Raw genomic sequence first — 15,937 nt, forward strand, 5'->3', positions numbered from 1 at the left:
AGTCTGCCGCGCGCGCAAAGATTGCCCGCCATGTACCTTGCGTGCGGAATTTTGTTAAAAAGTTATATTTGTAAAGTTGCGTATGTACTAACAGGAAGAAAATAACTATAGTTAGCGCCTTCCTGATTCTCCATCAGATTGATGGTTTTTTGTCTACTCCTAAAGTCTAAAAGTGAGATGTGCATCGTATTTTAACGCGGCTCTCCGCACGCACTTTTAGCTAACAGAAAAAGAACGCCTAAAGTGAACGCCAAAACCTCTGCTTTTATCATCACCTTTTTGTCATTTTGTAGCCCGGTTTCAGTCAGTTACGCACTCTCTGCTACCAATACACCGAAAAGTGACACTGACGACGCCTCCGACTCATCTTCACTGATGATCATCAAAAAACAGGGCACCGGTGGCCTGTCCGAACTGGACACCCCGGCAGCGGTCAGCGTGATCGACGGCGACGATTTCAGAAACAGCAAAGCGCAGGTCAATCTCTCCGAAAGCCTCGGCAGCGTGCCGGGTTTACAGGTGCAGAACCGCCAGAACTATGCGCAGGACCTGCAACTTTCCGTGCGTGGGTTCGGCAGCCGTTCCATGTACGGCGTGCGCGGCGTGCGGATTTACGTTGATGGTATTCCGGCCACCATGCCGGACGGGCAGGGTCAGACGTCGAACATCGATCTCAACTCCGTTGAGCGCGTTGAAGTGCTGCGCGGGCCTTTCTCGGCGCTGTACGGCAATGCCTCCGGCGGCGTGGTGAATGTGGATACCCAGACCGGTTCACAGCCCGCGAAACTGGAAGCAGGCACGTATTTTGGCAGTTACGGATCTTTTCGTAACAGCGTGAAAGCCAGCGGCGCGACCGGCGACGGCACCCACGCAGGCGATGTGAATTACCTGATCTCCGGCTCCCGTTTTACCACCGACGGTTACCGTGACCACAGCGGTACACAGAAAAATCTCGGCAACGGCAAACTGGGCGTGCGCATTGATGATGACAGCACCCTGACGCTGATGTTTAACAGCGTCTCCGTCGATGCCAACGATCCGGGCGGCCTGACAGAATCTGAATGGCACGATGACCCGAAGCAGGCCAAACGTGCCGATCAGTACAACGCACGTAAATCGCTGGACCAGACACAGGTCGGGTTGCGCTATCAGCGTCAGATGGGTGAGAACGACGAATTCAGCCTGATGACCTATCACGGCGAGCGCCACACCACGCAATACCAGACCATTCCGGCCGCCTCGCAGAAAAATCCGCTGAATGCGGGCGGGGTGATTGTTCTTGAGCGTAAATATTCCGGCGTGGATACCCGCTGGAAGCATGACGATCAAATTGGTTCGGTGCCGTTCTCGGTCACCGGCGGGCTGGATTATGAAACCATGACCGAGCGTCGCTTCGGTTATGAGAATTTCGACAGTCAGGGCGATCTGGGCGTGAAGGGCAACGAGCGTCGTAATGAAAAGAACGTCATGTGGAACCTCGACCCGTATCTGCAAACGACGTGGAACCTGACGCCGCGCTGGACGCTGGACGTCGGCGCGCGTTACAGCACGGTCAGTTTTGATTCGCAGGACTACTACATTACCGGCAGCAATCCGGATGACAGCGGTTCGCGCCGTTATCACAAACTGCTGCCGATGGCGTCCCTGAACTATGCCGTGACCCCTGCGCTGAACACCTATATTTCAGCCGGTCGTGGTTTTGAAACGCCGACCATCAACGAACTCTCCTACCGCACCGACGGCAACTCTGGCCTGAATTTGGGGCTGGAACCTTCCACCAGCAACACCGTGGAGCTGGGCAGCAAATGGCGCGTGGGCAACGGTTTAGTCACCGCGGCGGTCTTCCAGACCGATACTGATGATGAACTGATCGTGGCGCAAAGCGTCGGGGGGCGTTCAAGTTACACCAACGCCGGTAAAACCCGTCGTCGTGGCCTGGAACTGTCTTTAGATCAGCAGTTTGAAGAAAACTGGCGCGTCAAGATGGCCTGGACGCTGCTCGATGCCACCTTCCGTAATGAAACCTGCGGATCCGGCGACTGTACGCCAGCGGGCAACCGACTTCCGGGTATTGCCCGCAACATGGGCTACGCTTCACTGGAGTGGGCACCGGTTGATGGCTGGCACGCCGGCGCCGATGTGCGCTACATGAGCGACATTGAAGTGAATGACGAAAACAGCGAGCAGGCACCGGCTTACACCGTCGCCAGCGTGAATGCGGGTTACCGCTTCAACTGGGACAAAGTGACCCTCGACCTGTTTACCCGCGTCGATAACCTGTTCGACAGAAACTATGTCGGTTCGGTGATCGTCAACGAGGGTAATGGCCGTTACTTCGAACCGGCACCGGGCCGTAATTACGGTGGCGGAGCGACGCTTTCTTACAGTTTCGAATAAATTCAGTTTGTAGAACCACGCAGTGCTGCCCGTGACCTGCACTTTTTGAAGTCGGGCAGCACACGCAAGGAATGACACCCGGTGAGAACCGGATGTTCTTGAAGATTCGGCTTACGCCTGAATCGACGATTATAAAAAATCAGTAAGGTCATCAACTATGGAAACGAAAGCCTCGTTATCACGCATCGTCGTCATAATTACCGCTTTGTTCGCCGCGTTAAGCGGGATTTATCTTCTTGTCGGCGGTATCTGGCTGGCAAAATTAGGTGGTTCACTTTATTACATTATTGCCGGTGTTATCTCGCTGGTCACCGCGTGGCTGTTGTACCGCCGCCGCTCTTCCGCCTTATTGCTCTACGCGATTTTCCTGTTCGGCACCACCGTGTGGGCCGTATGGGAAGTGGGCACAGACTTCTGGGCACTGACGCCGCGTTTAGACGTCACCTTCTTCTTAGGTCTGTGGATCCTGCTGCCGGTGGTGTACAACCAGATGCTGGCGAAAAACGCATTCGCACGCGGTGCGCTGGCGGTATCCCTGCTGTTCACCGTGATCGTGCTGGGTTACTCCATCTTCAACGACCCGCAGGTGATCAACGGCACCCTTAAAGCGGCGGATTCTGCGCCGGCAAAATCTGAATCCGGCATTCCTGATGGTGATTGGCCTGCTTATGGCCGTACTCAGGGCGGTACCCGTTACTCGCCACTGAGCCAGATCAACGATAAAAACGTCAGCAAGCTCGACGTGGCCTGGACTTTCCGTACCGGTGACCTGAAGACCCCGAACGATCCGGGCGAAATCACTGACGAAGTCACGCCAATCAAAATCGGCGACATGTTGTACCTGTGTACGCCGCACCAGAAGCTGTTTGCTCTGGATGCCGCGACCGGTAAAGAGAAGTGGAAATTCGATCCGCAGCTCAACTCCAACCCGACGTTCCAGCACGTGACCTGCCGTGGTGTGTCTTATCATGAGACGACGCCAGCGGCGGAAGGTAACGCCGCGAATGGCGCAGCACCTGCTGTCTGTTCACGTCGTATCATTCTGCCGGTCAACGATGGCCGTCTGTTTGCGCTGGACGCTGAAACCGGCGCACGTTGCCCGGCATTCGGTAACAACGGTGAGCTGAACCTGCAAGGCAACATGCCTTACGCGACACCGGGTCACTACGAGCCAACCTCACCGCCAATCATCACTAAATCTGTGATCATCGTGGCCGGTGCGGTTACCGATAACTACTCAAACCGCGAGCCTTCAGGCGTTATCCGTGGCTTTGATGTGGAAACCGGCAAACTGCTGTGGGCCTTCGATCCGGGTGCGGCTGAACCGAACAAAATCCCTGCGGATGGTCAGCACTTCACGCCGAACTCCCCGAACTCATGGGCGCCTGCGTCTTATGATGACAAACTGGATCTGGTTTACCTGCCTATCGGCGTGGCAACACCGGACATCTGGGGCGGCAACCGTACGCCGGAAATGGAACGTTACGCGAGTGGCCTGCTGGCGCTGAATGCGACCACCGGTAAACTGGCGTGGTTCTACCAGACTGTTCACCATGATCTGTGGGATATGGACGTGCCTGCACAGCCAACGCTGGCAGATATCACTGACAAGAGCGGCAACAAAGTTCCTGCGATTTATGTACCGACCAAAACCGGTAACATCTTCGTGCTGGATCGCCGTGACGGTAAGCTGATTGTTGAAGCCCCTGAAAAACCTGTTCCGCAAGGCGCAGCGAAAGGTGACCACGTTTCTCCGACTCAGCCGTTCTCCAAACTGACCTTCCGTCCGGAAGCGAAACTGACCGGTAAAGACATGTGGGGCGCAACGATCTACGACCAGCTGATGTGTCGTGTGATCTTCCACAAACTGCGTTATGAAGGCACCTTCACACCGCCATCCGAGCAGGGCACTCTGGTGTTCCCGGGTAACCTCGGTATGTTCGAGTGGGGCGGTATCTCTGTGGACACTGACCGTCAGGTGGCTATCGCTAACCCGATTGCACTGCCATTCGTGTCTAAACTGATCCCACGCGGTCCGGGCAACCCTATCGAGCCAGATGCGAACGATAAGGGCGGTTCCGGTACTGAAACGGGCATTCAGCCACAGTACGGCGTGCCATTTGGCGTGACGCTGAACCCGTTCCTGTCTCCGCTGGGCTTCCCTTGTAAACAGCCTTCATGGGGTTACATCTCCGGCGTTGACCTGAAAACCAACGAAATCGTGTGGAAAAAACGTATTGGTACCGTGCGCGACAGCTCACCGTTACCGCTGCCGTTCAAAATGGGTATGCCGATGCTTGGCGCACCGATTTCTACCGCCGGTAACGTGTTCTTCATCGCAGCGACCGCAGATAACTACCTGCGCGCATTCGATATGAGCAACGGTGACAAACTGTGGGAAGCCCGTCTGCCAGCAGGCGGCCAGGCGACGCCAATGACATATTCTGTGAACGGTAAACAGTACGTTGTTATCGCCGCAGGCGGTCACGGTTCATTCGGCACCAAACTGGGCGATTACATCATCGCTTACGCACTGCCAGACGCTGACGCGAAATAATCAGCCGTCATACGCTTTGAAATGTGAAAGGCCGCGAAAGCGGCCTTTTTTTATGGGCGGTCAGGCATAAAATAAGGGATGAATCGCAGAGTATTCCTGAGTGAATCGCGTCAGCACCGCCGACTTTCTGAAAGAGTTACACCGCTTAACATTCACCCGGTCGCCCTTTGCATGGAGACATTTTCGCTCTGCGCACGCACTGCCGCTCAACATGAGGCAGCGGATGCGGGTTTGTGTCAGTTTTATATAAGTTTTTTATAAAGGTGATATTAATAAATTTAATCTATAAAAATCATTTCCCGCCTAATTATATTTTCCTGATATCAATTTATTCACGCCCACTGAACAGTATGCGTATTTTAGACTGGCAATCTTTCACGGTTTAGCTATAACTCTTAAGGCAAATTACTTAAGAATCTTCTTAGATGCTCATCATTTTTAGTGACATGTCCGCATGCCGTTCAGGCATCTGAATTGTTGCAGATCTATTCCGCGCCGGGCTGTGCAGGGTGCGGGGATATATTTTATTACGTGAAAAAATTAAAACCTCATGGATAACAACTGAACTTAAACAGGGCGAGAGAATTATGCTAAGCACACAACATGCCGTTATATCCAACAAGAGAAAACGTGAGCTAAAAGATTATTCCTTAAACAAACTCTATATCGCCCTGAAGATCATCATCATCTCGTCCACGATAGGCATGCAAAACGCCTACGCTGTCGATTTGCCTTCGGCGGATGCAGGCTGCGATACCGGTACAGTCACCTGTACGGTGACCAGCGCATTGGGGACGGATTTTACGGTAACCAGCGATATCACCTCGTCAGGTGACGCGATTGACGCTGATGCCACCGTGACCGGCAGTACGTTCATCGTCAACAGCGGCATCAATGTAACAGGCGGCACCGGCGCATCAGGGTTCAATTTTGCCAGCGGAAGCAGCGGCAATACCATCACCAACAACGGGACGATCCAGGGCGATTTTGGTATTAATTTTAACGAGGGGAGCAATTTCACCGTTATCAATAATGGTCTGATTACCAGTAACAGCATTAGTAACACTGACTTTGCTCTGACAAACTTCGGCAGCGGATTTACCCTCACCAACAATGAAGGTGCGACGATTTCGGGCTATCATACCGTTATTCAGGGTTCGGCCAGCGGTAATGGTGTCACCATCAATAATGCCGGGGCAATAACCCCCTCTCTGGGTACCGGTGGAGTGGCGATAAAACTCTACGGCAGCAATAATATTCTTAATCTTAATACCAGCTCGGCCATTACCGGTGATATTCAGTTTGATGTGAATCAGGTCAATAACTCCATCAACCTGCTGGGCGGAAGCCTGGATACCGGTACCTTCAGTAATTACGTGAATGACAATACGGTTAATTTACTGAATATCAATGCGCCGGGTAAAACCTGGGATATCTCCGGGACCTTACCGGTCGCCGGTGCGATCCAGCTGCAAAGCGGCAATGTGGTGGTGACCGGCAGCTTAAGCAACTCGGGGTCGGGCGGAACAACCATTGCCAACGGCGCCTCACTGCAGATCGGTAACGGTGGTCTGACGGGCAGCCTGAACGACGACGTCATCAACAACGGCACCCTGACGTTTAACCGCGCTATTGCCAGCACCTTCAGTGGAAATATCAACGGTAACGGTAGCGTGGTTCAGGCAGGCTCGGGCATAACAAATCTTGCCAGTATCGGCACCTGGAGCGGCGGTACCCAGGTCACTTCCGGCACGCTTAACGGTATGGGCGCTACTGATGCGCTCGGCAGCGGTGCCATCAGCGTCACCAACGGCGCGATCCTCCAGCTGGGCGATACCTCGACGTTTACCAACTACAATTTCTCCGCCAGCGGGCTGTCGCTGGAAGCGTCCACCTTGCGCATGTACGGCTCGCAGGCCACGGCGCTGCCAGCGGACGTGAGTTACCTCTTCGGCAACCTCACCGCACCCATCGCTCTTTCAAACTCGACGTTGCAATTTGATCAGTTTGCTGCGGCGAACATTATTTTCGACGGCGACATCAACGCGTCTAACACCAGTTCGCTGAACTATGTCGCGGATAACGGTGCCCATACGCTGGCGATGAACGGCAACCTGACCGGTTCCGGTACTTTCAGTATCAACATGTCCGAGAACAACACGCCGGAGTCGCTCGGCCTGTCGTTTAATGGCACTGCAAATAATTACACCGGTACGATGAGCCTCAACGGTGATGCTTACATTGTGGACGTCAATACGCCACTGGGGCAGGCCTCCTGGTCAGTGACCGGGCCGCAAACGCTCAATTTCAACGGTGCCAATACCCATGTGGTCACGGCGCTCAGCTCCGCCGCAAACAGTATCGTCAACATCACCGACGCGGGCACCACGCTGCAAGTGGGCGCGGGGACGGTCAACGGTGCGCTTGGTGGCTCGGGCAGCCTGTTGAAAACCAGTACCGGCATTCTGGCGCTTGATGGCGTAAACACATACCTGGGCAGTACAAAAATCTCCGGCGGGACGATCAACCTGGGCGTGGCTGACGCCATTGCCGCCAGCAAATCGGTCGAAGTTGACGTGAATACCACGCTTGGCATGAAGAGTTTCGATCAGGTCTTACAGGATCTGACCGGGGCGGGCACCATCACCATGGGGTCGGGTGACCTGACGGCGCAAAACACGGCGGACACCCTGTTCACCGGTAAAATCAGCGGCACCGGCGATCTCATCAAAACCGGTACCGGCGTGCTGACGCTGTCCGGCCTGACTAACTCGGTCGGCGCGACCTCGGTCAACGCGGGCACGCTGCACTTTGCCCAAATTGGTGATTTCGCCACGACCGGCCTGACGGTGAACACCGGCGCGACGGCGCAGCTTGCCAGCACGGCGCAGGTGGTTTCCACGGGCGCAACAGATATTGAAGGCACGCTGGATGTGACGCTCGGTGGCTCTACGGCCAAAATCAATTCGGATACCGCCACGCTGGGCAGCGGCTCAGCGCTCAGTGTCACCGGTTTTACCCCGGCCGCCGCCACCAAAGCCAGCGATCTGAGCGCGGCGCGCACCGTGATCATCCAGACCACAAACGGCATTACCGGGGATTTCGCCACGGTCACCGGCCTGACGCCGAGCGGCGTAGATTATTACTTCAATGACGCCAAACTCTCGGCGGACAGCAAAACCTACAGCCTGGGCAGCGAGCTGGCCTGGACCTCCGGCACGGCACAGGCGACCGGCAATTTCACCCTGACCGATGCGGGCGATGCGTTTAACGTTGACGTGGCGCTGGGCGATGAAACCGCCAACGGTGCCACCTGGGACGGCAAATCGCTCACCAAACTGGGGGCGGGTAACCTGACCTTGTCGGCGGCGAATACCTACACCGGCAGCACTGACATTCAGGCGGGCACGCTGACCACCGGCATCGACAACGCCTTTGCCACCAGCAGTTCGGTGAATGTGGCCACCGGTGCCACGCTGGCCCTCAACAATTTTAACCAGACGGCACAGGATCTGACCGGCGCGGGCGCTGTCACGCTCGGCTCCGGCACCCTGACCGCGCAAAACAACAACGACACCACGTTTGACGGCACTCTCACCGGCACCGGCGGCATCACCAAAACCGGCACCGGCACGCTGACGCTCAGCAACAGCGGCAACAGCGTGGGTGCGGCGGACATCGCCGCCGGTATTTTGCATCTGACGCAAACCGGTACGTTCAGTGCCGCCAGTTTGCTGGTCGATACCGGTGCCACGGCGCAGCTCGACAGCAATGCACTTATCGCCACCACCGGCACCTCGACCGTGAACGGGACGCTGGATGTCACCCTCGGCGGCAGCGCACCGATGCTCACCGCCGCAGACGCCACTCTGGGCAGCAATGCCGCGCTGACGGTCACCGGCTTTACGCCGCTGGCGGCCACCAAAGCCAGTGATCTGAACGGGGCGCGTACGGTGATCATTCAGACCACCGGCGGTATCACAGGCGACTTCGCCACGGTCAGCGGTATCACGGCGAGCGATGTTGACTACATCATCAACAGCGCGCGTAAATCCGCCGACGGCAACAGCTACAGCGTGGGCAGCGAGCTGACCTGGAATGCCGGGCCGACGCTCGCTTCCGGCAATTTTACGCTGACAGACGCCAGCGACACCTTTGACGCAGACGTGGTGCTGGCCGATCAGGGCGCCAGCAGCACCGGCTGGGACGGCACATCGCTGACCAAACTCGGCGCAGGCAACCTCACGCTGTCTGCCGCCAACACTTACACCGGCGGGACGACTGTGCAGGCCGGTACGCTGACCACGGGCATTGAGAACGCGATTGCCACCAGTGACACTGTCACCGTCGCCTCGGGTGCCACGCTGGCACTGAATAATTTCAATCAGCTGGTACAGGATCTGAGCGGCGCGGGGATTATCACGCTGGGCACCGGCACGCTCTCGGCGCAAAACAATAACGATACGACGTTTGACGGGCAACTCACCGGCACCGGCGGACTGACCAAAACCGGTACCGGCGTACTGACGCTGTCCGGCCTGACCAACTCGGTCGGGGACACCAGCGTCAGCGCCGGCACGCTGCATCTGACCCAAAACGGCATGTTAAACGTGGCGGGTCTGAATATCGACAGCGGCGCAACCTTACAGCTGGATGCAAATGCCCAGACGACGGCCAGCGGCAGCGCGGTCATCGACGGCACGCTGGATGTGACGCTGGGCGGCACGGCACCGTTGCTGACTGCCACCGATGCCACGCTCAACGCCACCAGTTCGGTGCTGAATATCTCCGGCTACACCAGCGGTCCGGTGGCGAAAGCCAGCGATCTGGACGGTGCGCGCACCGTGGTCATTCACACCACGGATGGCATCACCGGTGATTTCGGTTCAGTGGTGGGCGTGGGGGCGGGCAGCGCGGATTACATCATCAACGACGCGAAAAAATCCACCGACGGTCTGGATTACAGCATCGGCAGTTCGCTGGCATGGAATGCCGTCGCACCGCTTTCCTCCGGGACCTTTACCCTGACGGACGCCAATACCTTTGACGTTGACGTGGTGCTGGCCGATCAGGCGGCGAATGGCACGTTGTGGGACGGAAAATCGCTGACCAAAGCGGGCACCGGTACGCTGACGCTTTCTGCGGTGAATACCTACACCGGTGCCACGCATTTAACCGGCGGCACGTTACAAACCGGCATCGCCAACGCGCTGGCTGACAGCAGTGCGTTAGCGCTCAGCAGCGGAACGACGTTCGATCTCAATGATTTTGATCAGCAGGTGCAGAACATCGGCGGCAGCGGCGACATCACGCTCGGCAGCGCCACACTCACCCTGCAGAACAATAGCGATTTCGGGCTGAGCGGGGTCATCAGCGGCACCGGCGGTCTGGTGAAAGAAGGCACCGGCACGCTGACGCTGGCCGGGGTGAATACCTATTCAGGCGGAACGGTGATCAATGCCGGGCGACTCAGTATCTTCAATGAAGGCGCACTTGGCGCGTCTTCCGGCGGTGTGACCATCAACAACAACGCAGCATTTGATATTGGTGTACCGGGGGAATTTGACCACAACATCACGTTGGGCACCGATGGCGGCACCATTATCGCTACCGCAGGGGTGAATCTCGCTGGCGTGATCGACGGCACCGGCCACCTGACCACGCAGGGCATTATCGACGTGACCGGCGAGAACACTTATACCGGCGGCACCACCATTAACACCGCGTCAACGCTCTCCCTGGGCCGTGGCACCACCACCGGCAGCATTGTGGGGGATATCACTAACAACGGCATCCTGGCACTGACCCGCAGCAATGATTTCACCGTCGCGGGTCTGATCAGCGGCAGCGGCAGGGTGGATGCGCTCGGCGCGGGCACGGCGACCTTAACCGGTGCGAACACTTACACCGGCGGTACCAACGTGTTCGGTGCGCTGCGTCTGACCGGTGACGGCGCGCTCGGCACCGGCGGTGTGTCTGTCGCCTCACCAGGCTCTTTACATATCGATGCGCCGAACGGCGGCAATTACACCTTCACCCAGGCGCTGACCGGTAACGGTACGCTGCTGGCGAATCTGGCTGCCGCCACTGATACCTTCGCGTTCGGCGCAGCGACCGGCAGCGCCTTTACCGGCACGGTCGAATTAGGTCAGGGCCAGTTCTCACTTTCCGGTGATAACACCACGGCGCTGACACAGGCGACATTGCAGCTTGATGCGGGCAACGTCACCACCGTGGCCCCAGCAGATCAAACCATCGGTAATTTAACCCTTAACGGCGGCACCCTGGCCTGGAGCGGCCAGACACCGCCGGGATCGCCGCTCGGCATTGTGAATGTCACCGACCTGACGCTCACCAGCGGCACCGTGCAGGTGGATGTGCCGGTGACCAGCGGGCTGCCTAATCCGGTGCCTTCGCCAGGCGTCAACCTGCTGGCGCAGGATGACGGTGAGATCCAGTCTCAGCTGATCGCCGCGGGTGGCACAGTGACCGGTGATGCCTCCTCGCTGACGCTGACCGACAGCGCCGGGCAGGTGGTGAATAATCCGCAGACGCTGGCGATCACCGAAGGCGGCACCACGGTTGCCAACGGCAGCTATGATTTCATGCTCTCCACCGGGGCGAACAACGACGGCCTGTATCTCGGTTACGGCCTGAAAGGGCTGGATCTGCTGAACGGCCAGACGTTGCATCTGGCAACGGACAGCGGCTCGGCGTCTTCCGGCGCGGTGCTCAACGCACTGCTGACCGGCAGCGGTAATCTCGACGTCAACGGCAGTGCCTCTGCCGGCCAGACGCTGACTCTCAGCAACGCCGGCAACAGCTATACCGGCACCACCACGGTCAGCGGCGGTACGCTGGTGGCGGGCAGTGATAATGCCCTCGGCGCGACCTCTGAGCTGTTATTGCAGGGCACCACCGGGTTCGATCTCAACGGCAAAACCCAGACAATCGGCAGCCTGAGCGGGGCGAGCGGGTCCACGCTGAACGTTAACGGCGGCAACCTGACCCTAAGCCAGGGCGGCCAGAGTGACGGCACGCTGTCCGGCGCCGGTAATCTGACGGTCAACGACGGCACCCTGACGGTGAACGGCGCGAACAGCGGCCTGAGTGCGGCGGTGATCCTCAATAATACCGCACAGGCGCTGCTCAGCGACGTGGCGGCGCTCGGCACCGGCAGTATCAGTCTCAACGGCACCACCACCGGCGTTCAGCTTGACGGCGCAACCGGCACGCTGGCGAATACGCTCAGTGGTAACGGCGTGGTCGGGATCCAGGGCGCGTCGGCGGTGACGCTTTCCGGCGATAACAGCGGGTTTGGCGGCACTTTCACGACTGATATCAACAGCAGCCTGACGGCAGGCACGGCGCAACATCTGGGCACCGCCGCCATCAGCAACGACGGCGCGCTGGTGCTCGACAGCGCCACCGACTGGACATTCAACAACGTGGTCAGCGGCGGCGGTACGCTCGAGAAATCGGGCACCGGCAACCTGTCCATTGGCAGCAGCAACACCTACACCGGCGGCACTACCGTCAGCGCGGGCACACTGACGCTGACCGACGCGCAGGGTGCAGGCACGGGCACGGCGACCATCGCTGCACCGGGCACGCTGGCAGTCAATCTGACCGGCGGTAATTTCAGCAATGCCATCGATAACAGCGGGTTACTGACCCTCAGCGGTGCAGGTAACACCCTGAGCAGCGCGATCACCGGCAGCGGCACCAACCAGATTTCAGCCACCGATCTCGTCATCAGCGGCGATAACAGCGGATTTACCGGCGTGTGGGATCTGGCCTCCGGCAGCACTTCCACCGTCGCGGCTGAACAAAATCTTGGTGCGGGCAGTGTGATGCTCAACGGCACGCTTAACGTGGCACCGGCAAGCGGCGATGTTGTATTTGATAATGCGCTGACCGGGCAGGGCGCGATGAACGTTGCGATGGCGACAGCGGTTGACCGCTTCTCCTTCGGCGCGGACAGCGGCACGGCCTTCGCCGGGCTGGTGAATCTCGGGCAGGGCGCATTTACCTTGTCCGGCACGGACACGCAGGCACTGACCAGCGCCACGCTGCAAAACCAGTCGGCCAATATCGTAGTCGGTGCGGGGACGCAGGCCATCGGTAATCTGGCGCTAAACGGCGGTACTGCTGCGTTTGACGTGCTCACCAACACGCTGATCACCACCAACCAGCTGGCGCTGAACGGCGGTGAAATTCGGGTTGCCGGGCTGGAAACGCAGCCTGATCCGGCCAACGCCATCGGCGAACCTCTGCTTCAGCAGGATGACATCATTGGCGATCCGCTGATCCTCTCGCAGGGCAATACCGGCTCTTCTGCCAACCTGACGCTGACCGATGCCCTGGGTAATGTGCTGGCACCGACCACCGCCGATGTGTCGCAGTTCGGCAACGTGGTGGGGATCGGTACCTACAACTACGGCCTCACCGGCAGCAATCTGCAAGGGCAGACCGGCCTGTTCCTCTACTCCGGCCTGGTGAAACTCGATTTGCTGGCAGGCCAGCAGGTTTCTCTGGTGCAGGATGCCAGCGCGCCGCTGGGCGGTAACGAGATGCACGCGCTGATCACCGGCGCGGGTGGGCTGAACGTGGACGTGGTGACAACCGCCACGCTCAACAACCCGCGTAACGATTACACCGGCAAGACCACGGTCACCAACGGCACCCTGCGTCTGGGCTTTGATCACACGCTGGGCAACACCTCTGCGGTGGATCTGCTGGGCACCAGTCAGCTGGATCTGAACGGCAGAACGCAGAGCATCGGCGCACTGAACAGCGCGGCCGGTACCACGGTGAATCTCAACGGCGGTACCCTGACCATCACCGACAGCCAGCGTACGGCGGGCGATACCAACGGTGGCACCGTCACCGGGCGTCTGACCGGCAGCGGCCAGCTGATCGTTGACCCGAGCGTGCTGACCGTTGATGGCGCGAATCCGAACCTGTCGGCGGCTACGCTTATCACCGGCGGCTCGGAAGTGCGCCTTAACAACGTGCAGGGTCTGGGCACCGGCAGCATCACCATGGATGCCGCCAACGACCTGCTGACGTTCGACACCTTCAACGGCCAGACCGCCAGCGGCTCGCTGGATAATGTGCTGACGGGTGCGGGTTCCGTACGGCTTCTCAGCAGTGAAGTGATCAGCCTCGGGGCGGATAACAGCGCCTTTAACGGTAATTTCACCGTCGGCAATGACGCCACGCTGGTCGCCTCGCAGGCAGCAAATCTCGGCACGGCGGGCATCACCGACAACGGTTTGTTGCAGATCGACAATGCCGCCGACATGACGCTTGCCAACAGCGTGACCGGCAGCGGCGGTTTACTGAAAACGGGCGCAGGCGCTCTGACGGTTTACCAGCCTGCCTATTCCGGCACCACGGCGATCAACAGCGGAGCGCTGATCGTCGGTAACGGCACGCAGGCCGGGGCAAAACTGGGGGCGGACGGGGCCGGTGAGGTCAGCGTGGCTTCGGGCGCAACGCTTTCCGGCGACGGCACCGTGAGCGGCAATGTCACCAACAGCGGAACCGTTGCCGCGCTTAACAGCCTCTCAGCTTACGGCTCGGCGGCAGCCAGCGTGCTGAACCTGAGCGGTAATCTGACCAACAGCGGGCTGTTGCAACTGGCAGGCGGCGCGGTCGGCAATACCTTAACGGTCGGCGGCAATTACATCGGGGGCGGCGTGCTGGCACTGCAAACCGTGCTCGGTGGCGATAACTCGGTGACGGATAAACTGGTGGTGGCGGGCGATACGTCCGGCACCACGCAGGTGACGGTGAAAAATGCCGGAGGCAGCGGCGCGCAGACCAGTACCGGGATCCAGGTGGTGGATGTCGGCGGGCAATCGAACGGGGTGTTCAGCCTGAATGGCCGTGCGGTGGCGGGCGCGTATGAGTATCAGCTGGTGAAAAACAGCGCCAACGGCGACTGGTATCTGCAATCCGGGACTACCGGACCGCAGCCGCCAGAGCCACCGACGCCGGAACCGCCAACACCGACGCCGTCTTCCAACACCTATCGTCCTGAGCCGGGTGCCTATCTGGCTAACCAGCGGGCGGCACAGAACATGTTCCTGCACACGCTGTATGACCGTTCGGGCGCGGCGCGCAGCAGTCAGGATACCGACACGGCCAAAGGCTGGGTCCGTCTGGGGGGCGATTACACCAAACAGAAGAGCAACGGCGGGTTGTACGATGAGAAAACCCACACCACGCTGGTGCAGCTCGGCAGCGATTTGTATCAGCTCGACGGCGTCAACGGCGACCAGATCAATGCCGGTCTGATGGCGGGGTACGGGCATTCCAGCAGCAACGCCAGCGTGAAAAACAGCAGCTACGAGGCCAAAGGGCAGGTTAACGGTTACAGCATCGGCGCTTACGGCACCTGGTACGCGCAGGCCGACCGCGTCAGCGGCGCGTATGTAGACAGCTGGATCCAGCACGCCTGGTACAAAAATGACGTCAACGGCGACAGCCTGCCGCAGGAGTCTTACGACAGTCAGGGGACAGATGTCTCGCTCGAAACCGGTTACGGCTTCGCGCTGAAACAATCCGATGAAGTCCGCTGGGTGGTCACGCCTCAGGCACAATTGGTCTACAGTCACTACGAAACCGACGGACATACCGAACAAAACGGCACCCGCATCAACGCCAACAGCGACGACGGCATCAGAACCCGTATGGGTGTGCGCCTGAGCCGCCAGAACACAGTGAAACTCAACAGCGCACAACCGTTCGTCGAGGTGAACTGGTACAACGGCAAACCGGCATCAGACAGCGTGGACTTCAATCAGGTTCGCTTTGAAAATGCCACGTCGGTTAACCGCTACGAAGTGAAAGCCGGGGTGACCGGTTCCATCAGCCAGAAATGGCAGACCTGGGGACAAGTCAGCAGCACCTGGGGCGACAACAACTATCAGGGCTATCAGGGGATGGTGGGCGTGAAATACCAGTGGTAAACCG

3 protein-coding genes are annotated in these 15,937 nt (G+C 58.6%); all 3 read left to right on the forward strand.

The features are described from left to right. Window positions 1–243: 243 nt before the first annotated feature. The 3 genes from pqqU (at window position 244) to ACQZQY_RS24370 (ending at window position 15,933) form a co-directional block, all read left to right on the forward strand. On the forward strand, window positions 244–2,397 hold the full coding sequence (gene pqqU / locus ACQZQY_RS24360; protein WP_183849442.1) for a TonB-dependent receptor PqqU: 2,154 nt from the start codon (window positions 244–246) through the stop codon (window positions 2,395–2,397). A gap of 157 nt (window positions 2,398–2,554) precedes the next feature. After that, window positions 2,555–4,954 carry a glucose/quinate/shikimate family membrane-bound PQQ-dependent dehydrogenase gene (locus tag ACQZQY_RS24365; protein ID WP_183849444.1) on the forward strand — a complete coding sequence of 800 codons (2,400 nt, stop codon included), beginning with the start codon at window positions 2,555–2,557 and terminating at the stop codon, window positions 4,952–4,954. Between the two features lie 587 nt (window positions 4,955–5,541). After that, a complete protein-coding gene (locus ACQZQY_RS24370; RefSeq protein WP_431297441.1) occupies window positions 5,542–15,933 on the forward strand; it encodes an autotransporter outer membrane beta-barrel domain-containing protein in 10,392 nt (3,463 codons plus the stop codon). Window positions 15,934–15,937 lie beyond the last annotated feature (4 nt).

This window comes from Rahnella sp. PAMC25559, assembly GCF_050632365.1.
Lineage (GTDB): Bacteria > Pseudomonadota > Gammaproteobacteria > Enterobacterales > Enterobacteriaceae > Rahnella > Rahnella rivi.